This window comes from Phosphitispora fastidiosa (genome assembly GCF_019008365.1).
Taxonomy (GTDB): domain Bacteria; phylum Bacillota; class Thermincolia; order Thermincolales; family UBA2595; genus Phosphitispora; species Phosphitispora fastidiosa.
Genome location: NZ_JAHHUL010000018.1, coordinates 59,211 through 80,762, shown reverse-complemented (window position 1 = coordinate 80,762; position 21,552 = coordinate 59,211). Strand labels below are relative to the sequence as shown.

The following is a 21,552-nucleotide window of genomic DNA, read 5'->3' as shown; positions in this document are numbered from 1 at the left end:
TGGCTATAAATTAGAGAGTGGCAGATGTGTTCCGGAACGATGAGTCTGATGTCAGCTTGTCGGCGAGCCGCGAATGCGGGAGCCGGTAACAAGCTGAATCGTTGCCATCGTGGAGGAATATATCTGCCACTCTCACTTTAATAGCCATAAGTAATTAACCCAAAATATTGGCAGCCCTTTACTATAAGAACAAAGGCCTTCTCCCATTGGTCACGGTTTACGACCGTTAACCCTCATATATCGCCCACCAGTCATAAAATCATTGTATATTAGTAACAATTTGTAGTATATTGTTTTAAACAGGCATCCTCGGGGGTGTTTTATTATGCAAAAAATTGAGATTCTTGAAAAAATTACTCCCTTTAATCAATTGGACCTTCAAATACTTATGTCTATCCAACCCAATATTCAGGAAAAGAAATATCCCAGGGAAAGCTTTATGTTCAGACAGGGAGACGCGTCCCTAAATACTCTGTTCATTATTACCGATGGTGTTGCCGAAATAATCGTCCACAACGAAAAGGGAGTGGAATCCGTGGTAGGCCTGCGCCGCCCGTATGATATTTTCGGTGAGACGGTGATTCTTTCTGAAAAGAATTACCCCGCATCCATGAGGGCAGCGACAGACTGTACATGCCTGCTGCTTCACAGGGACATTTTTGACACCCTCATGCAGCAGAGTCCCCAGTTTTCTGATTTTTTCAACAGGCTGCTGACAGACAGGCTCAGGGAAATGTTTAATGAAGTAATCATGGAACAGTCGTACGATGCGTACGGAATGGAAGATGCCCAGCCATTCAGAAAACGAGTTACCGCTGTAATGACATCACCAGTCATCACCTGTACTGAGGATGACCTGGTAACAACTGCCGCCAGAAAGCTGACCAAAAACAGGATCAGCTCACTTGTGGTGGTCAATCAATCAAAGCACCCAGTTGGAATTATAACTGAGTCTGACATGGTTTCCAGAATACTCACCAGGGGAGACAACAATTTTACCGAAACAAAGGTGAGAGATGTGATGACCCCCAACCCGGTGACTCTGCCTCCGGAGGCCTTTTATTTTCAGGCCCTGCTTACAATGGTCAAAAATAAGGTTAAGCAGCTTCCCATTATCAACAACGGCGAACTCCTCGGAATCGTCACTCTGCGTGACCTGGTACAGAGCCGGAGCACCGGTGCTATTACCACAGTTAGTAATGTTGAATCAGAAACAACAATAGAAGGTCTGGTAAGATCCAGTCATGATATCGACAATGTCCTCAAGGCCCTGGTGGCGGAAAAGGCCTCATCCAGAGAGATTTGTGAGGTCATGACAGAACTTTATGATAGGCTGACCAGAAAAATCATTCAGATTTGTGAAAGGCAGATGCTGGATGAGGGCTATGGTCTGCCCCCTGTCGACTACTGCTGGATTACAATGGGCAGCAGCGGCCGTAAAGAACAGATTACCCGGACGGACCAGGATAATGGCATTATTTATGACGACACCGACCCTATTAAAATAGAGGAAGCAGAAAGCTACTTCCCCCGATTGGCAGCCAAAGTTGTAGATGCCCTCAACCAATGTGGTTTCGCCCTGTGCAGCGGCAACGTGATGGCTACCAATAAGCAATGGCGCAGGCCTTATAAGGAATGGGTTTCCACAGTAACCTACTGGGTCCAGGAACCCCACTCAGAAATGCTGCGCAACTTTACGATTTTCCTGGATTTCCGACCTGTTTACGGGACGGTAAGACTGGCAGAACGCTTGAAAAACAGTGTGTTCCGGCTTATCAATGAATCCCCGATTGTTTTACATTTCCTTGCCAGGGATGACCTGTCACACGCCGTGCCCCTCGGACTTTTCAAACAGTTCATTACAGAAAAGTCCCCGGAGCACAAGGGTGAACTGGATATAAAAGGTACCGCACTGGTTCATATCGTTGACTGCACCCGGATTTTCTCAATCCGGGATGGGATTACCGCAACCAATACCTTTGCGCGAATTGCACAACTCACTGCAAACGGTACCCTGCCTAAGGATGATGCAGAGTATATTGATGCGGCATATGAAACCCTGCTGACATTCAGGAACAGGGAGAACCTGCGTAAACAGGCCCTGAGCCTGGAACCCGACAACTATCTCAACCCGTACAATTTAAGCAAACGGGAGCAGGCAGTCCTTCGCGAATCATTTAAAGCAATAACCAGACTACAAAGTTTTACCGGCTCTTATTTCAGGGTAGAGGGTTATTAACCCGGCCTGCCGGCATTCTACCGGAGGAAGTGTGTGCAGATGAAAGATCTGTTTAGAATCCTTCAATGGGCCGTAGGTTTGAGGAGCCCCCGCAAAGACATCGCCTCAGGAGAAATTGACCCCGCCGTGCTTCTCGAGATTAGATATAAAACCGCGGCCGAAAAAAATAAGATATCACTGGATACGCCTCTTATGAAAACCAGATTCGTAGTATTTGATCTGGAAACAACCGGACTGTATCCCTTCAGTGGAGATGAAATTACCTCCGTGAGCGCTGTGGTGATAGAAAATGGTCAACTTCGAAAGGATATATATTTTGACCAGCTGGTAAATCCCCACAGGGACATCCCGCCGCTTGCTACCGAGATTACCGGAATTAGCAATGAGATGGTGGAAAATTGCCCATCTGTCCTCTGGGTCCTCAACGAATTTCTTGACTTCGCCAGAAACAGTGTGCTGGTAGCCCATAATTCTGATTTCGACCTCCACTTTATCAACATCAAACTTAAGCAGTACTGCCATACAAAAATATCGCATCACATCGTGGATACATTTGTCCTCTCAAATGCCCTCCTCACCGGGAAGAATTGTCAGACTCTGGATGCCCTAATCAGGTTCTACAAGCTGTCTCCCGAAGGACGGCATACGTCACTTGGCGATTCCCTGGTAACAGCCGAAATCCTGCTAGAGTTTTTCAAGATGCTGGCTTCACGCAGCATATATACTCTTGGTGACCTATATAATTACCTCCACTGGAGGTCGTTCCAATAAGTAAAGCAAAAGGGGCTGTCTCAAGACAGCCCCTTTAAATTATCTCCGTATTTATTGACATCATTTCCGCATCCGTATTCCGTTCAATGAATTTGATGACCTCATTAACCATACTGTCCACATGCCTGCGGTCAGAACTTACCGCTGCAAACCCAAGGACAGCCTTCCTCCATTCATCCTGACACCCGGTCTCGGCAATAGAAACATTGAATTTAAGGCGCACCCTGTCTATCAGGCTCTTGATTTCCCGCCGTTTGTCCTTGAGAGAGTTGGACCAGTCAAGCCGCAACTCCACAGTACACAAACCTGCAAACATTATTAGCGGACCTCCAAGTCATTTTATTATTATTCCTTTAAGATAGTAATCTTCAGAAACAAGCTCCCTCCTAGCTTCTGCCCCATAGTTATAGAATATTCTATAAACCCTGACATAAGACCTTTCGGACCTCATGTTTTCGTCATCATTGCCATTTTCGGTAACCATCTGAACAGATTCTCCCGGGTTTCCGGCGCCAAATAGTTTTACATTGACACGACCATCTGCAACAATAGCTGATATGTATATTGGCGTATCGGTATTGTTAAGAAACTTCAAATCCATTTCCCCGTAAACTACTGCAGCATCCAGTCCAGGACCGATATAGGCGGGAGGCGAAGAATGAGGGTGTCGTTCTTTAATCGCTAACCCGGAATAAAGAGCAGCTTCGTAAAGGGTTGTGGCAACCTGGCATACACCACCCCCGGTACCCTCTGCCAGACGCCCGTTTACCAGCACCGGGGCGCTGCGGTAGCCTTGCTCTCTGACCCTGGGCCCAACCATTGTATTAAAGGAGAATACCTGCCCTGGCGGTATAATTGTCCCATTTAACATTTTAACAGCCAGGTAAATATTATCAGCTCTTTCTTTATCCGAAGATGAAAAAGCCGTAATCCCGGCACCGATTACCCTATTGATCCCTTTAAGGTCTGAAGCCTTGATATGCGGCATTGCCTGCGCAACCTGGAGCTTCACAGGCACATTGCCTGATTTGCGGATGGCTTCCCTGACCTGTTCCATAGCAACCGCTATGTTAAGTGATATACCTTCGCCTTCAGGAACCAGCCGAACCTTGCCACGCTCAGATACTATAGCTGCATTTACAGGCTGAACATTGATTTCTCCTGCAATTTCCTTAAGGGCACTATTAAATTTGGCTTCATCCAAATTGTATTCCAGGGGGAAATTAGGCTTACTGTACCTGATCCTGAACATTTCCAGCACTTTCCGTATGCTGCTGCCGCTTTTCCCTTCCAAAAGGGCCTTATCAACTGTAGCCCTAATATCAAAAGTAATCCCCAATTTATTAAGTGAGTAAAGCCATGTCTTCTCTTGATACTGCAAAACTATGTTTTCGGTCTGCAGCTTATCACGGTTTTTCCCCAGCAGAGCTGCAGCCTGATCCGCAGTCAAGCCTCCGACCTTCATACCGCTAATAAAAACCCCAGGGAAAATTATATTTCCCCCGGGGACAGATGCAAAAGCCAGTCCACCTAGGATACTGACCAAGCCCTGGGATATCAGAAAAGCGGCAATCAACAGGTATTTTTTCGGAAAACCGGTCATTTTCGCTCCCCCAGCCTGGATTCCTCCTAAATTTAACCTAATCCCTGGTATTCATGGAGAGTTCGGAGAATTTACCGGTCGCTTTGGCTTTATCCATTAACTCTTCGGTAATAACATCTCCCTCTTCAGCTATAGCTTCTCCGGTTTCGGTTTCAATCCTTTTACTTGCCTTCCGGCCCAAAAGGTATTTCCGTTGTCTTTCTTCAAATAGTTTAGCCGCTTCCGACTGCTCCTGGGTCCCGGCTTTTTCCTCAGGCAATATTTCTGCGGTTGCTTCTGCAGTTTCAGTAGAAGCGCTGTCAGGTGATACATTTTGAGTATTTGAACTTTTTTCCGGACTGCCGGAATTTCCCGATAACTCATTGATAATCAGAACATCTTTGCCAAAAGTAATAATCTTATCTGAGGGGATTATTTCTTTACTGCCTGTATCATCTAATGAAGTCATTTCACAGGCATCAATGCGGCCCTCATTGTCCTCATCCACCAGAATTTCGCTGACCATACCGATCATTTTACCTTTTCTGGTCATGACCCTGGTACCTTTGACCCGCACGTTTTTCTCCAGAAGTCCGTTTATTTCGGGCTCATCACCAAGGTCCACAATACAGGAAGAATTCTGAATGGTAACTGCATCTTCCCCAACACCTTCAACCAGTCTGAAAGGTAAAACCTTGATACCCAGATACCGGAGGCCATTATCTACTACCAAATACTGTACCAGTCCGTTATCGGCGTTTATTACCAGATCACTTACAGTTCCCAGCTCTTTTCCGTCTTCAATGCTAATGACTGACAATCGCAACAGTTCTTCGCTTCGTTTCATTACCTACTCTCCTATCATAAGGCTTTATATATATCGAAAATCCGTCAAACTTTATCAAAGCTAATTATCAAAAGTATTATTCAGCCACTGATCTACCTTCCCCTCAACACTAACCTTTATCAGAGCGGGCAGCTTTGAAAACGGCAAATTTGGCGTATTGGCCTTATTAAGCGTTTCCTGCAATATCTCTATGTATTTAATATTAATTGTTATTTCGCGGGCCTCTTCAGAAGACAGTTCCCCTGATATGCCCTCCAAAAAGTCCTTCATACACTGTTTCGCCTCAGTATATTGTCCCAATTCCCTGTACATTGAATGCACATCAAAAGCCAGCATACTTTTCAGGTCTGGAGGAGGATTCAGGTCAAGCGCCGAAGAGAAGTATTTTATGGCCAGGTCAAGTTTCCCTCCGATTTTGGCGTCAAATCCCCTGTCAACGTAAGAATAAATTAACTCCAGTACTTCTTCAGAACCACGTTGCTCAGAAATCATAATCTCTTCTCCCTGTGCGGTATTATCCAGACCAGGCAGGCCGCCTGTATTATCTTTTACTTCAACAGTTTCGTTCTCTATGTTACCATCGTCTATTATAGATAAATCATCTTCTTCCGGTTCTTCATCCGGTTCCGCTTCTTCTTCTTCTTCTGCTGCAACTTCTTCTGCTTCTGCTGCAGCTTCTTCGTTTGAATTTGGCTCTATATGTATTTCCACAGAATCATCAGCAATTACTTCAAGTCTATCTTTAATCTCTTCATCAGCCAAAGCTTCTTCTTTAGTATTAACCTCAGCAGTAATATCCTCAGCGGCAGCCGCAATCAGCACAACCGCTTCTGTATGCTCAGGTTCCGCACCCGGGGGGTCAGCTTGTTCTATCTGTGTAATATAATAAGCCCCTAAACTTAGGATCAATAAATTTATCCCAATAACAACATAAATGTTAAAAAACCCCGCTAATAGTGGAAAACTTATTCCGACCAGCAGCGAAAGGCTACCAATAAAAATAAAGGCCTTGGTTGACAAGCCCGTATCTGTTAATTTGAAATAAAAAAATGCGGCAAAAAGGATATTAATCAACAATACTGTTATATAATAACGGGTCATAGACAACCTCCCCGAAGGGACACTCTGTGTTTAAGCTTATATTCGACGAATACCACTTAATTCCTTCACTGTTTCTGATATTTTTAAAAAATTTCCTTGTTTTCGGCACACGTCGGGTGAAAAGGGGTGGCCTGGGGTAATTGAGAGGTTGAACAGTCACAGCGTCATCGCAAATTGCATGATGGCTCCAGACGTTCCGAAATCATAAGACATAAAAATTTCGGACTCCTGGAGCCAGTCCGCTTAACTCCTCAGGCTATCCTGCAGCCACGTGCGTGCTTGCTAATGGCCAGGTCATATAATTCAAGATATTCTGCAGCAGACCTGTTCCACGAAAAGTCATTTTCCATTCCGGAGACAACCAGACCACGCCACCTCTCCGGATAATCGCGGTATAACCGCAGAGCCCTTTTGACTGTTTCCAGCAGGACAGCTGAATCATATGGTTCAAAGGAGAAGCCGTTACCCGAATTTGTTTCCATATTATAATCAACTATGGTATCAGCAAGTCCTCCGGTAGCCCTCACTATCGGGACTGTCCCATACCTCAGGCTGATGAGCTGTCCCAGACCGCAGGGTTCAAATTTCGAAGGCATCAAAAACATGTCTGCACCGGCATAAATCCGCTGCGCCAGGATGCCGTTATAGCCAAGGTATAACCCTATTTTATGGGGATAACGGTCCCTGATTCCGGCAAACATTTCTTCATAATACCTGTCACCTTCTCCCAAAACAACAAACTGAATATCCTCCTGCAGCATTTCATCAACCATTTCTGCGATAATATCAAGACCCTTCTGGTCAACCAGCCTTGAGACCAAACCAATTACCGGCACATCCCTGACAGGCAGGTCCATTTCTTTCTGCAGGCTAAACTTGTTTTCATACTTATCCTGAATCGAACGCGAGTTATAGGCCCTGAAAATACGCGGGTCGGTTTCCGGATTAAACTCATGATAATTGATTCCGTTTACTATACCGTGAAGATCCTGGGATCTTTTCCGCAGTAACCCTTCAAAGCCCAGCCCATATTCGGAGGTCTGGATTTCCTGGGCATACCTCTTGCTCACAGTATTAATCACATCACCATATACAAGCCCGGCCTTCATAAAGCTGACCTGGCCGTAAAACTCCAGAGAGTTGGGGCTAAAATACTCACTGCCAATTCCCAGTACCCGCATGAAGTCAGGGTCATAATTGCCCTGATAGAGAAGGTTATGAACTGTAAAAATAGTACTTATTCTGTTATAAAATGAATCCTGCGGGCTGTATCTTTCCTGGAGTAGGAAAGGAATCATTCCTGACTGCCAGTCATTACAGTGAATAACGTCAGGCTGGAAACTAATTCGCTTCAGCATTTCCAGTACGGCTGCATCAAAAAAAGCAAACCTTTCGGCATCGTCAAAGTGGCAGTATATTCCCTCACGATCAAAATAGTGATAGCTGTCAATGAAGTAAACCGGAACGTTCTTTGTTCCTCCTTCAGGCAATTTCGCTTCAACATTAGCTTGCCTGACTATGCACGTCTCCATCCGGTTACCCATCTTTACCGGGAAATCGGCGACAGTGGTCAGGTCATCAATACCCTGATACCTCGGAAGCACAATCCTGGCATCATTACCCATGGCAGTTAATGCCTTAGGGAGAGATCCCATCACATCGGCAAGCCCCCCGGTCTTTGCAAACGGCACAACCTCAGCCCCTACTAACAACACTTTAAGATTTCTGTCCAGCATCATAATTCATACCTCCGAAAAAAGTTCATTTATGCCAAATAATTTATCTTATCTTAGAGTGTGAAAACAAGAACCTTTTTATTCTATCTACCTGTTTTATTCTATCTACCTGTTTAAAATAAATCAGTCACCCCCAAAAAACAGTTCCCATTTTCGATAGGTTATATTAACCAATACTTGAACAAAAGGGAGGCCTCACCGGATGCGCCGAACCAAATTAGTTTCCCTATTAACAGGTTTTTCTTTTATGGCTTCCTGCTTTTTGACTACCGGGTTTTCTTTTTCATATGTACAGGAATTTAATCTGCCGCCTGTAATTTCGGAATCACTGCCTGATCCATTCCCTTTCCCTGATGCCAAAGGTAATTGGGCTGAAGCCGCAATTGCTGAGATGTACGTCAAAGGTGTGATTAATGGATACCAGGATTCCACCTTCAAACCTAACAGGCCGGTAACAATGCTGGAAGCAGTGGTTATTCTGGGAAAAATGTCAAATTACGAGCCATCGGAATTTGACCTGGAGTCAAATAAATATCTACAGATAAATTTTAATATTCCTGATTGGGCAATCGGTTATGTGGCAATGGCGTTAAAGCAGGATCTCCTCCTATACAGTGAATTGCAAAAAGCGTCTTTGCAGCAGCCCCTTACCAGGGAAGAAGCAGCCGTATTCGCAGTCCGCAGCCTGGGTCTGGCAAAACAAGCCCGAAAGAAAACCAACACTCCACTGCCATTCTCAGATTCCCAACAGATTGAGGAAGACATAAGGGCATATGTCTCAATTGCGTGTGAATATAAAATTATGAACGGTTTTCCGGATGGCAGGTTTCAGCCGGATACTCCGTTATCAAGGGCCGAAATGGCAGTAGTGCTGAGTAATATTGCGCTTCATTTGAATTCGGACAGTATTACCGGGTCTGTTGAAAATATTGCAATTGAAAAGGACTTGATTTACATCACTGATGCAGCAGGAGATACCTGTCAGGTAAAGCTGCCAGGACATTTCCTGGTATACCTGAACGGCAAACCGGCTGTAATAGAACAATTGACTCCCGGCAATTACATCAGGGTTAACACTTCCGAGGATAACACCTTAACTGTCATAGCGGCCCAATCCATTGTCCCCGACAACGGTGTTCCGGTATCAATTAAACCGGTAAGCAAAGATTACTCATTTCCTGAACTTCAGCAGTGGGCAGATACAAATAAGGCTTCAGAAAATTACCTTACCGCTATATTTGATAGTAATCTTTACTTCCTGGTCACCCGCGGGGAGAAAAAGACCGGGGGATATACGGTAGACATAACCAAGATATCTTCAGTCAGTGATGAAAAAGGAATCACTTACAGAGTTTGGACCACCCGCGCTGATCCGGCCAAAAGCGCCATGGTTATTGAAGTAATTACTTATCCTTACGCAATGGTCAAAATACCCCTTTCGGAACAGCCCTTAAATTCAGTAATTTTTGTTGATGAATTTAACCAGATCCTGGCGGAAATAACGATTGACTAAGAAAGAGCAGTCCTTGTGACTGCTCTTTCTTTATTGACAGATCCCATATTTTTTGATTGTAAAAATGTAACAAGAGACAGGGGTAGATGAATTCCTCGGGCGGGGCCCCCAATCCGTTACCGAGCCCCGGCCTTTCAGAAAGGCCGGGGCTTCGACGGATCGGGGGAACCCCCATACATCTCCGCCGGCAACCGCTCCCGCTATGCGGTCACGGGCCGGACGGACGACAGACTCCGCCCTCCGGAACACATCTACCCCTGTCTTATAACATTTTTACAACAATATTAATGACTTTGTCAGCAACCTGAAAGCAGTCCTTGTGACTGCTCTTTCTTTTCCACAATTTTACTGAAATTAATGAGCTAATTTTAAAATAAACAGCTAATAAAAGGAGTTCAGTCAAGAAATGCTATGGATAAAAGGAGTGATAAAATTGCTGAAGATAACAGACCGCTTTACCCGGGGACTGCTGGCCGGTATCATTGCTGGGGTTATTGCTAAAGCTTATGACATACTGGCCTATTATTTAAATTTTTCTACATTTCGCTGGCTGGATGTTGCCGGAATTGTAATTTATGGCCGGAGACCGTTAAATGCAGGTGAGGCAGTTTTCGCCACACTGAGCACATGGTTTTTTCATGCCCTGCTGGGCATAATCTTTGTATATCTCGTACAAAGGCTGATTTCCAGCGCCAATTTATTTTTAAAAGGCTGGTACTTCAGTGTAATCAGCTGGTTTTTGATCTATGCCATTATTATACTTTTTAAAATCCCGGAAATCTCCGCCATCCCATTGAAAACATCTGTTTCAAATTTCATAGGCGCTTCAATCTGGGGCCTAATCCTGGCTGCAGTGCTGTACTGGCTGGAACAGCCTTTAGATAACACCTGACTCTTCCTCCGCATCAGGAATAAATTCCGCATGAATATCGTGTTTGTCAAAAAAGCAGACCATATTCTGCAGAGCAGGCTTTTCGGTAAAATAGTGGCCACCGCCGATAACATTGATGTTTAATTGTTCTGCCAGTTTGCGGAAACGCAGGTTTGCCTCAAGGGAATCGGGTATTTCTGCTTCCTCAATCGCTGTTCCGGTAAGGAAAGTGTCACAGCCAAGACGTCCGGCCTCAGTAATAAAGTGCTCATATCCGCCATTTCCGGCAATCACAGCCACCCGTCCGGCTTCAGTACTCTTTTTGTTACTGATAATATTGATATCCCTGGCCCCGGTCTGCCTGCTAAGCAGGTTTTTTAATTCATTGAGACTGCTAACAGGTGACCGGCCAAAAACTCCCGTGGTTTTGCCATTAACTGCGGCAAATTCACCTTCCTGCCTGATGCCAAGCATCCTGGCCAGCTGCACTGAAGTTGACCAGGGCCCATTATTGAAAAATGGAGTGTGCAGACTATAGACTGATAACTGCTTTTCCTTGATTTTCTCAAGAATGTCCAGGGGAATAGGCAAAAAACCTTTTTTCCTGTGAAATCCACAGCAGTGGTGAGTAAACACCAAATCACCCCTGTCCGCCTTCTCCAAAATCTTTTCAAATGGTCTTCTGTTAGGAAATACCGTGCAAAAAACTTTACTTGCTTTGGCAGCCCCTTTAATCATTAACCCGTTATAATAATCAAAAAATGCCCACCGATAAAATTTCCGGTAATTAATTCCCGCCTTTTGGTTTACTTCGGGAAACACAAAACCTATCGGATCATATTTTTTAGCGTTTTTCAGATTTGCAAAAGGGTACAGCAGGCCTAAAATCTGGCGATGCCTGCGCACTTGAAACGGGAATGATTCTTTTAACAGTTCACATATTTTACTTAATTCCATAGAAACCCCTCCGAAGACAAACTGGATTTTAACAGGTATTTGGTTTATACTAACAGTATTCCTGATTTTTCTGGAGGTAAACCATTGAAGCGTATTTATCGCAGAGAGTTGTGGCAGCGAATCGGAAAAGCAAATGAGGACTTCGGGCTTATCGGAGCCGGTGACCATATTGCCATAGGGCTGTCCGGTGGCAAGGACAGCACCGCACTCCTTTATATCATGACTGAATGGCAGAAGTTTTGTCCGGTCAGCTTCAAAATTACTGCTATTACCCTTGATATGGGCTGGGGCGGCGACCTGACACCCTTGAAAAACTATTGTGCGGCAACCGGGGTTCTCTATCATGTCGAACAAACCAATATCGGCCCCATTGTATTCGAAACAAGGCAGGAGTCAAACCCATGTTCACTTTGCGCCAGACTGCGGCGGGGAACATTACACAATATCGCCAAGTCACTGGGCTGCAACAAAGTAGCTCTGGGACACCACCTGGATGATGCCCTGGAAACCCTGCTCCTTTGTATGTCCTTTGAAAGCCGCTTCAAAACTTTTAAACCAAAGACATACCTGGACAGGGCAGACATTACCCTGATACGTCCTATGATATATGTAGAAGAAAAAACAATAATCAAGCTTGTAAAAAGATTGTCCCTCCCTGTTATTCATAACCCCTGCCCGGCCAATGGCCTGACGAAGCGACAGGAAATGAAGGATATTATTTCCTGTTGGGAAAAAATAAGTCCCTCAGTTCGGGATAATCTGCTGGGTGCACTTAAAAACAGTAATCTTTGGCCACGCTGATCTGTAGCTTTCACCGTCCTAAACATTGAATACTCTGAATATTCCAAATTTCCTTCTTAGTTTGAAATTTTTTTTTGAAAAAACCCCCTGACCGGGGGTTCACTCTTTCACACTGTATTGCTCCTGTTATGGAGCCTTTTTATTAACGCAATATGATATAACCTGATATATTCGAGAGCTGAAGCAGACCAGGAAAAGTCTTCTGTCATGGCTTTCCTGACCAACCCTATCCACAGTTCCGGACTGCCCCGGTAGACATCTATAGCAGCTTGAACAGCAGTCAGCAATTCTTCCGACCTGTAATTACGGAAAACGAAACCATTGCCGTTATGTGTACCGGGATCGTAATTCGTAATCGTATCAGCAAGGCCGCCGGTGGCCCGTACAATGGGAATAGCGCCATACCTCAGACTGATGAGCTGCCCCAGTCCACAGGGTTCGAATCTGGAAGGCATCAGGAACATATCCGCACCCGCATAAAGCTGTTGGGCCAGTGGGGCATTAAAACCGATATGGACCGCTGTTTTGTCCGGATGCCTTAGAGCCATATTTTTGAAAAAACTTTCATAATAGTTATCCCCTGATCCCAGAACTACTACCTGGATATCGTCCGCCATTAAGCGGTCATAAATGTCCGCCAGCAGGTCCAGCCCCTTCTGGTCTACCAGTCTGGAAACAAGGCCCAGCAGCGGCCTGTCGCCTACCGGAAGTTTCATGGCCCTTTGCAGGGCATATTTATTATTCCGCTTAAGTTCAACTGAGTTGCTGTCATAGTTTTGTGCCAGCAGAGAATCCCGAGCAGGATCAAATTCGTCATAATCGATACCGTTTACTATACCGTACAAGTCCTCAGACCGCTTCCGCAGCAGCCCTTCCATGCGTTCACCATACTCAGGTGTCTGAATTTCCGTGGCATAAGTCCTGCTAACAGTGTTAATGACATCTGAATATACCAGTCCGGCCTTGAGAAAGCTGATGTCCCCGAAAAACTCAAGCCTCTCGGGGTGATAGTACTTGTCACTGAGTCCCAGCAGGCGCAGACAGTCCTTGGGATAATTGCCCTGATAGTACAGATTATGGACCGTAAACAAAGTGGCTGTATTCCGGTAAAAGGCATTTTTAGAGTACTGTTCCTTCAGGAGAACAGGAATCGGACCGGTTTGCCAGTCATTGCAGTGGATTATATCGGGTTGAAAGCCGATCCTGGGAAGCATTTCCAGAACAGCCCGGCAGAAAAAAGCAAACCGCTCCACTTCATCGAAATAACAGTATAGATTATTGCGGTCAAAATACTGGTAGTTATCTACAAAGTAAACCGGCAGTGTCCTGCGGCCTTCACTGTCAAGTTCAATATGGTGCTCACGGATTATGGCCGCCTCTTTCCGCCCACTGATCATTACCGGGAAATCATGTATGGTCTCAAACCGGCATGAGATAAATTTGTATCTGGGCATCACCACTCTAATATCATGCCCCATCTGGGCAAACGAGCGGGGCAGCGAGCCGGCCACATCAGCAAGCCCGCCGGTCTTGGCAAAAGGTGACACCTCTGAGGCCACATAAAGAATTTTAAGTTTTTTGTTTTCAGTCATTGGCTTCCACTCCATTCATGCCGCTGTCATCCTGTAGGTCAGGCCGTGTTTCCCCTCAGTCAGGCTGAGTTTCCCTCAGCAAGCCTGCAGCCATTTCAGGTGACACCGGGTTTATATGTATGCCTGAACCCATTTCAAAGCCTGCAATAACGGAAAGCCTTGGCATGATTTTGATATGCCAGTGGTAACTGCGGCTTTTTATGCCTGCTGGGCAGGTATGTATTGTCAGGTTATATGGCGGGCGGCACAGGGTTCTTTCCAGCCTTCTGATTGACCGTCTGACCGTTCTGCCCAGCGCTTTTATTTCCTCAATGCCGGTTTTTTCAAAGAAGGTTTCATGTTTGGTGGGGATGATCCATGTTTCATAGGGAAAGCGTGAGGCAAAAGGTGTTAATACCACAAACTCCTTTGTTTGTTCGATGACCCTGGACCCATTATTTGTTTCCTCAGCAATCATTCTGCAGTAGACACATTCCCCATTGGCCGCCCAAAACCTTTGGGTTCCATTTATTTCCCGGGCAACTGTTTCGGGCACCAGCGGCACCGCGATTATCTGCCAATGACTGTGTTCAAGGGATGCCCCCGCGGCAGCGCCGCTATTTTTAAAAACCTGGACATACTTAACCCGTGGGTCTGCGGATAAATACCGGTATCTTGAAGCTATAACCTCCATAACCTGTTCAGCATGGGTATCAGACAGCCGTCCGAAGGTCTCATTATGCTCCGGCGTGTCAACAATGACCTCGTGAGCGCCAACAGCCTTAACAGCCTTCCTGCCTCCTACATAAAGACAGTCAGGGTTACCGGCTGTCGTAACAGCGGGAAACTTGTTGGGGAAGGCCCTTACCGTCCACCCCGGGCAGTCAGGCAGTCCGCCGCCGGGCCTTATTGCAAGTATTTCAGGTGGAGTAGCGGTCTCTTTGCCATAACAGAAAACACAGCCCTTACTCCCTTTTGGGGGTTCATTTACCTGCGTAAAGTCCTGTGGCCGTTTACTTCTTTCCGCGGCAATTATAACCATACCTCCGGTAATCAGGTCTTCTCTTATTTCCGGCAAAACAGCACCTCCGTATAATCCCTCCAAAATTCAGGTAATTATATTATATGAGCTGTTTCCCGATATCAGCACTAATATTCGCTGTTTTCCTGCAAAAATCCCCTAATTCCCTTGTTTACCGTAATATCTGCAGTAATCCCTCAACTGACATTCATGACATTTAGGTTTTTGTGCCCGGCAGACTCTGCGCCCGTGAAAAATAAGCCAGTGATGAGCCCGATTCCAATCACTGCTTGGAATTATCTTCATCAAATCTTCCTCGGTTTTTTCCGTTGTCTCTGCAGCAGCCAGTCCGAGCCTGTTGGATACCCTGAAAACGTGTGTATCAACGGCAATCGCGTCTTTTCCAAAGGCATTTGCCAGAACCACATTGGCTGTCTTCCGCCCGACTCCCGGAAGCGCTATCAATGCCGCAAATTCGTCAGGCACCTGGGAATCATGTTTTTCAACCAGTAGTTTACTGGCCGTAATAATATTTTTAGCCTTATTTTTATATAATCCGCAGCTCTTAATTTCTCTTTCAAGTTCTTTAGCTGTCAGGACAGCAAAGTCCCGGGGTGTGGCATGCTTCCTGAAGAGCTCCGCAGTAATGGCATTAACCTGCCTGTCGGTTGTCTGTGCCGAAAGGATGGTGGCCACCAGCAACTGAAAAGGGGTTTCAAAATTGAGTTCTGTCTGGGGATTAGGATAAAGTTCATCCAAAATCCGCAGAATTGCAGTAGTTTTGTTGTTTCCCATATGTTTAATTTCCTTATATTTTGGCCAGGATTACTGCCCGGCCGCCTTTTTGTTTTTCACACACTTTGCATGAATGATACCAGAAGTAAAAATCGTTTGTCATTATTTGTTTTGACATCAGGTAACGATCAAACTGTTTCAACGCCTTGGGCACAAGATACCTGGGGCCTGTATAAGCCTTGCCCATAAGTATGAGTTTATCAAAGGTCTTGATATTACTGTCTTTTACAGATGGTTTGACTATTTCAACCATTATACTCCCCACTAATAGACCATCTTCAAAAAGGACGAACAGCGGCGATACGGTTTGGTATCCCTTTTCCTCAATCTCTTTAAGGGTTTTTTCGATTCTGATTTCCGGGTTTATGGGAAAGTGAGATACCATTGGCGTTTTTAACATATAAAAGGAACGTCCCGCGAGATCAATTTCCTTTAAATCCAAGTTGTCAAATTCATCCCCGGTAAAGTCAGGGCAAAAACAGCTTAATTTCACGGCTCACACCTCTTTATTCAGGGTTTCCCATAACCTTGTTGTATTCAGGCAGCTGCAGGGTTTTGAGGGCCATCCCTGTGCCCACGTTAATTCCCACACCGACAGACCATAACTTTTTTAATATCTCCACTGGAAAATAACTGGCTATTATCGCCAGTAAGACTGCACCGATTATCCCCCATTTTACAGTATTCCGCGCCCTTTCAGGGTATCCCAGTCGTCGCCAGTTCATGGCTGCCAAAAGAATACCCAAAATAAAAAACGGCGCTGAAACAAATGGAATGACTTTTGGGTGAATCGGTTTTTTATGTTCCCCCATAATTACCTCCTCCCCGAATGCAGTAAATTTAACTGCTGCCTTCCGGTAGTATTATACCAAATACCTGCACAACTAAAGCAAAAAAAATCCTCATCAGAGGACTTTTCATCTAAAAATCTTTGAGATTAAACCTAAAAATCCAGATATAAATATTAGCAACGGCATTGTATAAAATCAGGTAAAGTGAAAGGAAAAACAGTATTCCAAAGACATTACTTCTTACAGATAACATCATACCTGCCAATGAAGCAAAGAGAAAACCTCCACCGCCAAGGGTAAAAAAGCCCAGACCCCACATTCGACGCATATACAAACCATATGAGCCAATAATAACAGGGGCTACAGCAATAACTGCCAGTGGCAGGACAACTGCCCAGATGTTCTCAGGCAGGTAAGCAGCTTCTACAACACCCTGATTAATCAGGACAAAGTATGCAAATGTTATTATTGAATTCAATACAGCCAGGACAATAACAACTTTAAACCTAAAATGCCTGCCGTCAGTATACAAATCAGTTCTCCCCCTACTTACTGTTAAAATAAGCCCTGCTCTGGTGAGCGCATGATAATCCTTATTCTAACAATGTTATTCTATCCCCAGTTATGATTTTCCTTCCTGGTGTCAAAATTTAATCTCTTTATGTTTGGAGGGGTTCTGAAAAAACAGTAAATAAAAAAAAGGGGCATGCCTCTCGTCCCTTAATTTTCCGGAACTATGACACTCCCCTTTGCTTTATTCTTCTTTAATAGCGCTTGTAGGGCATCCATCTACGGCCTCATGGGCCAGGGCTTCCATACCGGACGGCACTTCAGGGACTTTGGCCACAGCTTTGTCGTCATTGCCCCATTCAAAGACATCGGGACAGGTATCGATACACATACCACAACTGACACAGACATTATCAATAACTTCGACCTTCATCATAATCCCTCGCTTCCTCTAAGCATTGTATCATTCGTGTCTTATTATGGTCCCATGTCCTTGGAATTATTCAGGTCCTTGGAATTATTCAGCCTGTCACCCATGCCCCCTAAAAAACTGCGCACACCAGGAAATATAATAATTTCAGTAACTGCCCCGGCAAACTCTTCGCCCCGTGGCGAATCGGAACTGTAATAAACTTCGAATTCCTCACGTGCCGGATGAAAGTCAACTTTAGTTACCCCCTCGAACCCTTCCAGGGTCTGTCTGACACGCCTGACTCACCCGCCGCACAACAAACCGGTTACGGACAGTAATAACTTGTGTTCCCCCGGTTTAAGTTCCGAATCTGCTAAAACCTTGACCTCAGGATCAACGAGAATATTCCGCGCACCGGGACCCCGGCCTTCCCGGGCAGAGCGGCGTTGTCCGCAGGGCTCTTCTTTCACAGCACACTGGCGGCATCCGTTATCGATAGCCTTACCGGCAGCTACAAAAGGTGTGCTGACCAAATCTTCAGCCACATCCACCATCTGTTTGCCCGTTGTATTCCTGTCATCCAGCAGTTTGCGCGCCGCTTGCAGCGGCAGGAGCGCCAGTGACTGGTTCAACCTGATGAATTCCTTAACAATACTCAGCATTTCTCTTTTCACCGCCTTCAAATCAATTGTCCCTTAAAAATAATTGCCGGAACAATTGTTTGAATTATTATTTCCCTATTACTTTTGTCCCATACTACGGTGAAAAATGTGCCAAAACATTCTAAAAAGACTTGCCGAATTCCGGAGTGGTGTCTGACTTTTTCCCTATGCCGACTGTCAGGCAGTTTTTAGGGCAGTTATTCACACACTCAGTACATAAAATACATTCCGGATGCGAGACCCGCTGTCCTGCTGTGATGTATTCCAATATCGGCACATCCATTGGGCAGACTTCTTCACACCTGCGGCATCTGCTGCAGGACAAATGGTTTTTTTCGATTTTGAGGACACTCTTGGGAGAAGTCAGGGTCATTAATGCCCCTGCAGGACATAAGTACTTGCAAAACGCCCTGCGGTCCCCCAAAAACAATGCCAGGACCGTTCCTACCACATATATCAAGGCATTTTCCGTCAATATCCACTTAAACTGGGCTTCCGGGCTCAGGAAATTGTAACCTGCAGCAATAAAGAAACCCGGGACAATCAGTGCAATGATAAGAACCACATATTTATACATAAAGTGCTTTTCCGGAATTCTTTTTTTTACCCTCCTGACAGGAAGCAACTCGAAAAGCGAAGCATTCCAGCACACCCAGCCGCAAAAACCGCGACCGAACAGCAGGGGACCGAAAAACTTGGCTATGGCAACATGTATGGTGGCCCCGGTAAATACACCTGCAAACAAGTTAAAGACAATCTGGCTTAATTGCAGATTGCTTTTCCCGGAAATGAAATGAACACCCCAGTAAAACAGAGTGAAAAACAGCAAGAAAGCCAAACGGGTTGATATTACCGGTGATTTCCTTTTAACCGGTCCATACATTTGAATACCCTCTTCCTTCCTATTTTTCCAGATAAGTTCCCGCTTCCTTTAACATTTCCCTAATGGGTAGACTGTAAGGACATTTTTCCTCACACTGCCCACAGTCAGCACAATCAGATATTTTAGCCGGCATCGGTCGGTAGCGTTCCACAGCCCACTCCTGCAGCCCATAACGAGTCGAATAACCCTGCAGCAAAAAAATCGTCGGGATATCTATGCCCCTAGGGCATGGTTGACAATACTCACATCTGCGGCAGAATTTCCGTCCCAACAGTTCCGTTTCCTCATCCAGGAGGCTTTTCTCCTCACCTGACAATTCGGAATCTATTTGTCCTGCAGCAATATTTTCTGCAACCTGGGAGACTTCATCCATCCCGGGAATCGCCGTTGTAAATCCGTTTTCAATGATGAATTTCAGGCAGGCAGTCCTGTTTTTAAAAGCTCCCCCGGCAAAGGGCTTCATAGCTATTGTTCCCATATCCAGATCCCGGGCCAGCGGCAGCAGTTCATCAAGAGCAGCTATTTCCACGGGATTAAATGGAACCTGTACTGTATCAAACTGACCTGTTCCGATTACCTTGACAAGTATTTGGGCTATGTGCCCGGTTACACCGATAAAACGAATTTTCCCGCTGCTCCTGGCATCCTGAAGGGCCTCCAGAGCGCCTCCCGGAGCCAACACCTTTTCCAGGCTCCCCTCATCCTTAACATTATGCAGTTGATATATGTCTATGTAGTCAGTTTTCATTTCCCTGAGGCTGGTGTCAATATCCCGCGCCATATCCTTCCTGCTTCTGGCCATGGACTTTGTTGCTATTATTAGTTTATTCCGGTGGCTTCCAATAATCCCCCCCAGCTTGGACTCACTGTCGGTATAAGCCCTGGCGGTATCAATGAAGTTAATTCCACCGGCTACTGCTGCCTCAACTACCTTGACTGCCTGGTCGGAGCTGACCCTTTGAATCGGGATGCCCCCAAAACCTATCACAGCAACCTGTAAACCTGTTTTTCCCAGCCTACGTAACTGCAAACCTGATCACCACCTTTGTTGTTCTTTTAATGTTATCATCTCAGCCGCAACCCGGTCAATTAGTTTCTGTAATATCTCCGCAGGTAATAAGCTGCATTTCACTTATTGTATCCATGTACATAGTAAGTACATGCATGGGCACACTATACAGAAGGGTTGGCATTAGTGTAATCTCAATCAAGAGGGCAATCATATTATGGCAGAATAATTGAACAGGAGGGAATGACTTGGACAAGAAGGAAGACAGGAAAAAGGCAACCCGGGGAAAGATAACTGCAAATGCAGGGGCTGCAATGGAGCCCTATCAGGCTGTCGAATATACCTCTGCCGGGGATAGGGTGACACCTTATGAAGCTGATGAAGATTTAGGTGAAAAAGGGAATATGCAGGAATGATAAAAGGCAGGATATCCTTGCTCCCATCATTTTTGAGCCAAATTTTATTAAGACAGGGGTAGATGTGTTCCTTAAGGCGGTGTCTGTCGTCAACCGGTCCAAAGCCGCTTTCAGCGGGTTTGGGTAACCGGTTGAGACGTTGCCCGCCGGAGGAACTCATCTACTCCTGGCGTTATTACATTTGACTCAAAAATAATATAACCCTGTGCATACTGTGTTTATATCACTATATCCCCTGATGAATCAGGGGGTTCCTCGTTAAGTAAGGGAGGCTTGGCTGCTTTGATACCCCGGTACAGAATGTATACCGCAAGGCCCCACTTAATCACCCAAAACATGGGCAGCGCCGGATAGGCCAAATTTTTAAGCATCTCAATCAGCCACGGCAGGGTAAAGGCATAAACAGCCATATTTAACAAGTTTTCGAACTTGAGCTCTGACTTCTCACTGCTATTAAGAATCAATCCAATAGCAGCGAGAATCAATACCGTTATGAAAACCCATACTAGTTTAAAAATATAGGCAAAGACAGCAATGAAAACCAACAACCATTTAAGCAAAGGCATTAAGCCAATCAAATCCTCCTTATTATAGGAAATCTCTTTAAAATTTGCAAACATGATTTCCTTCTGCTGATAATCCTGTTTAGTGATCAACCTATTCCGTAAAACCAGGACCCCTTCAGTATAATCATTCAAGACTGACTCCTGGGTTTGTCCGGTAGTATCAATTATCATAACGGTGTGTCCGTCATCACCTAATATGATGGGCTGCTCCCCCAAAACGATCAGTTCGCCGTTTTCCAGCCTGAATTCGGGTATTTGCTGCTCCACAGTCTCCCTTACCCCTGCTGCACCGGCCTTAAAATCAAAAACAAACCTGAGGCCGCCAATCAAAAATGTCAGGGTAAAGAGAAGAACCAAATATTTAAAGGTCTTGCCTCTTTTTTGAATGGCAAATTCACTGTAAGATTCAAAATTTGTAAAGCTGTCCTTGACCTGCCTGAAAAACCCCATCGATACTCTCCTCTCACGCTGCAAGTAATATTATTATCCAGCCGGCTG

23 protein-coding genes are annotated in these 21,552 nt (G+C 45.3%); 6 read left to right on the top strand and 17 right to left on the bottom strand.

Annotated features, from left to right (window positions below):
- The first annotated feature begins 325 nt into the window (after positions 1-325).
- Both Ga0451573_RS15200 and Ga0451573_RS15195 read left to right on the top strand, forming a co-directional pair.
- A complete protein-coding gene (locus Ga0451573_RS15200; RefSeq protein ID WP_231684992.1) occupies positions 326-2,239 on the top strand; it encodes a DUF294 nucleotidyltransferase-like domain-containing protein in 1,914 nt (637 codons plus the stop codon).
- Between the two features lie 39 nt (positions 2,240-2,278).
- Entirely contained in the window at positions 2,279-3,010 is a 732-nt protein-coding gene (locus Ga0451573_RS15195) for a 3'-5' exonuclease (protein WP_231684991.1), read from the top strand.
- A gap of 34 nt (positions 3,011-3,044) precedes the next feature.
- Here Ga0451573_RS15195 and Ga0451573_RS15190 read toward each other — a convergent pair whose 3' ends face one another.
- The 5 genes from Ga0451573_RS15190 to glgA (Ga0451573_RS15170) form a co-directional block, all read right to left on the bottom strand.
- Positions 3,045-3,326 (bottom strand): DUF503 domain-containing protein, encoded by a 282-nt coding sequence (locus Ga0451573_RS15190; protein WP_231684990.1) that lies wholly within the window; start codon positions 3,324-3,326, stop codon positions 3,045-3,047.
- A gap of 18 nt (positions 3,327-3,344) precedes the next feature.
- Entirely contained in the window at positions 3,345-4,613 is a 1,269-nt protein-coding gene (locus Ga0451573_RS15185; RefSeq protein WP_231684989.1) for a VanW family protein, read from the bottom strand.
- A 37-nt stretch (positions 4,614-4,650) separates the two neighbouring features.
- Positions 4,651-5,439, bottom strand: a complete 789-nt coding sequence (locus Ga0451573_RS15180) for a PRC-barrel domain-containing protein (protein ID WP_231684988.1) — start codon at positions 5,437-5,439, stop codon at positions 4,651-4,653.
- A gap of 60 nt (positions 5,440-5,499) precedes the next feature.
- A complete protein-coding gene (locus Ga0451573_RS15175; protein ID WP_231684987.1) occupies positions 5,500-6,540 on the bottom strand; it encodes a hypothetical protein in 1,041 nt (346 codons plus the stop codon).
- A gap of 251 nt (positions 6,541-6,791) precedes the next feature.
- Positions 6,792-8,279, bottom strand: a complete 1,488-nt coding sequence (gene glgA / locus Ga0451573_RS15170; RefSeq protein WP_231684986.1) for a glycogen synthase GlgA — start codon at positions 8,277-8,279, stop codon at positions 6,792-6,794.
- A 199-nt stretch (positions 8,280-8,478) separates the two neighbouring features.
- Here glgA (Ga0451573_RS15170) and Ga0451573_RS15165 point away from each other — a divergent pair, with 199 nt between their 5' ends.
- Both Ga0451573_RS15165 and Ga0451573_RS15160 read left to right on the top strand, forming a co-directional pair.
- Positions 8,479-9,789 (top strand): S-layer homology domain-containing protein, encoded by a 1,311-nt coding sequence (locus Ga0451573_RS15165; protein WP_231684985.1) that lies wholly within the window; start codon positions 8,479-8,481, stop codon positions 9,787-9,789.
- 433 nt (positions 9,790-10,222) lie between these two features.
- Positions 10,223-10,681 (top strand): hypothetical protein, encoded by a 459-nt coding sequence (locus Ga0451573_RS15160; protein WP_231684984.1) that lies wholly within the window; start codon positions 10,223-10,225, stop codon positions 10,679-10,681.
- On the opposite strand, the gene Ga0451573_RS15155 is transcribed toward Ga0451573_RS15160, so the two are convergent.
- The gene (locus tag Ga0451573_RS15155) at positions 10,667-11,617 is read right to left on the bottom strand and encodes a Nif3-like dinuclear metal center hexameric protein (RefSeq protein WP_231684983.1); all 951 of its coding nucleotides are present in this window, start codon (positions 11,615-11,617) and stop codon (positions 10,667-10,669) included. The two genes, Ga0451573_RS15160 and Ga0451573_RS15155, sit on opposite strands and share 15 nt — an antisense overlap.
- An 84-nt stretch (positions 11,618-11,701) precedes the next feature.
- Here Ga0451573_RS15155 and Ga0451573_RS15150 point away from each other — a divergent pair, with 84 nt between their 5' ends.
- Positions 11,702-12,418: a tRNA 2-thiocytidine biosynthesis TtcA family protein gene (locus tag Ga0451573_RS15150; RefSeq protein WP_231684982.1), complete on the top strand. Its 717-nt coding sequence runs from the start codon at positions 11,702-11,704 to the stop codon at positions 12,416-12,418.
- A gap of 107 nt (positions 12,419-12,525) precedes the next feature.
- Here Ga0451573_RS15150 and glgA (Ga0451573_RS15145) read toward each other — a convergent pair whose 3' ends face one another.
- The 10 genes from glgA (Ga0451573_RS15145) to Ga0451573_RS15100 all read right to left on the bottom strand — a co-directional run bounded on the left by glgA (Ga0451573_RS15145) (position 12,526) and on the right by Ga0451573_RS15100 (position 20,093).
- Positions 12,526-14,010, bottom strand: a complete 1,485-nt coding sequence (glgA, locus tag Ga0451573_RS15145) for a glycogen synthase GlgA (protein ID WP_231684981.1) — start codon at positions 14,008-14,010, stop codon at positions 12,526-12,528.
- A gap of 55 nt (positions 14,011-14,065) precedes the next feature.
- Positions 14,066-15,067 (bottom strand): galactose-1-phosphate uridylyltransferase, encoded by a 1,002-nt coding sequence (locus Ga0451573_RS15140; RefSeq protein WP_231684980.1) that lies wholly within the window; start codon positions 15,065-15,067, stop codon positions 14,066-14,068.
- Between the two features lie 102 nt (positions 15,068-15,169).
- On the bottom strand, positions 15,170-15,805 hold the full coding sequence (gene nth / locus Ga0451573_RS15135) for an endonuclease III (RefSeq protein ID WP_231684979.1): 636 nt from the start codon (positions 15,803-15,805) through the stop codon (positions 15,170-15,172).
- A gap of 13 nt (positions 15,806-15,818) precedes the next feature.
- The gene (locus Ga0451573_RS15130) at positions 15,819-16,298 is read right to left on the bottom strand and encodes a hydrolase (RefSeq protein ID WP_231684978.1); all 480 of its coding nucleotides are present in this window, start codon (positions 16,296-16,298) and stop codon (positions 15,819-15,821) included.
- Positions 16,299-16,311: 13 nt separating this feature from the next.
- Positions 16,312-16,617, bottom strand: coding sequence for a hypothetical protein (locus Ga0451573_RS15125; protein ID WP_231684977.1), 306 nt, complete (start codon positions 16,615-16,617; stop codon positions 16,312-16,314).
- A 109-nt stretch (positions 16,618-16,726) separates the two neighbouring features.
- Positions 16,727-17,128, bottom strand: coding sequence for a hypothetical protein (locus tag Ga0451573_RS15120; RefSeq protein WP_231684976.1), 402 nt, complete (start codon positions 17,126-17,128; stop codon positions 16,727-16,729).
- A gap of 222 nt (positions 17,129-17,350) precedes the next feature.
- On the bottom strand, positions 17,351-17,542 hold the full coding sequence (locus Ga0451573_RS15115; protein ID WP_435052294.1) for a ferredoxin: 192 nt from the start codon (positions 17,540-17,542) through the stop codon (positions 17,351-17,353).
- Positions 17,543-17,820: 278 nt separating this feature from the next.
- Complete coding sequence (locus tag Ga0451573_RS15110) at positions 17,821-18,201, bottom strand: hypothetical protein (RefSeq protein WP_231684975.1); 381 nt, start codon at positions 18,199-18,201, stop codon at positions 17,821-17,823.
- 100 nt (positions 18,202-18,301) lie between these two features.
- Complete coding sequence (locus Ga0451573_RS15105) at positions 18,302-19,063, bottom strand: 4Fe-4S binding protein (protein ID WP_231684974.1); 762 nt, start codon at positions 19,061-19,063, stop codon at positions 18,302-18,304.
- A gap of 19 nt (positions 19,064-19,082) precedes the next feature.
- Positions 19,083-20,093 (bottom strand): aldo/keto reductase, encoded by a 1,011-nt coding sequence (locus tag Ga0451573_RS15100; RefSeq protein ID WP_231684973.1) that lies wholly within the window; start codon positions 20,091-20,093, stop codon positions 19,083-19,085.
- Between the two features lie 227 nt (positions 20,094-20,320).
- On the opposite strand from Ga0451573_RS15100, the gene Ga0451573_RS15095 reads away from it, so the two are divergent.
- On the top strand, positions 20,321-20,488 hold the full coding sequence (locus Ga0451573_RS15095) for a hypothetical protein (RefSeq protein WP_231684972.1): 168 nt from the start codon (positions 20,321-20,323) through the stop codon (positions 20,486-20,488).
- Positions 20,489-20,706: 218 nt separating this feature from the next.
- Here the strand turns inward: Ga0451573_RS15095 and Ga0451573_RS15090 are convergent, their stop codons facing one another.
- Positions 20,707-21,504: a DUF1189 domain-containing protein gene (locus Ga0451573_RS15090; protein WP_231684971.1), complete on the bottom strand. Its 798-nt coding sequence runs from the start codon at positions 21,502-21,504 to the stop codon at positions 20,707-20,709.
- Positions 21,505-21,552: the final 48 nt, after the last annotated feature.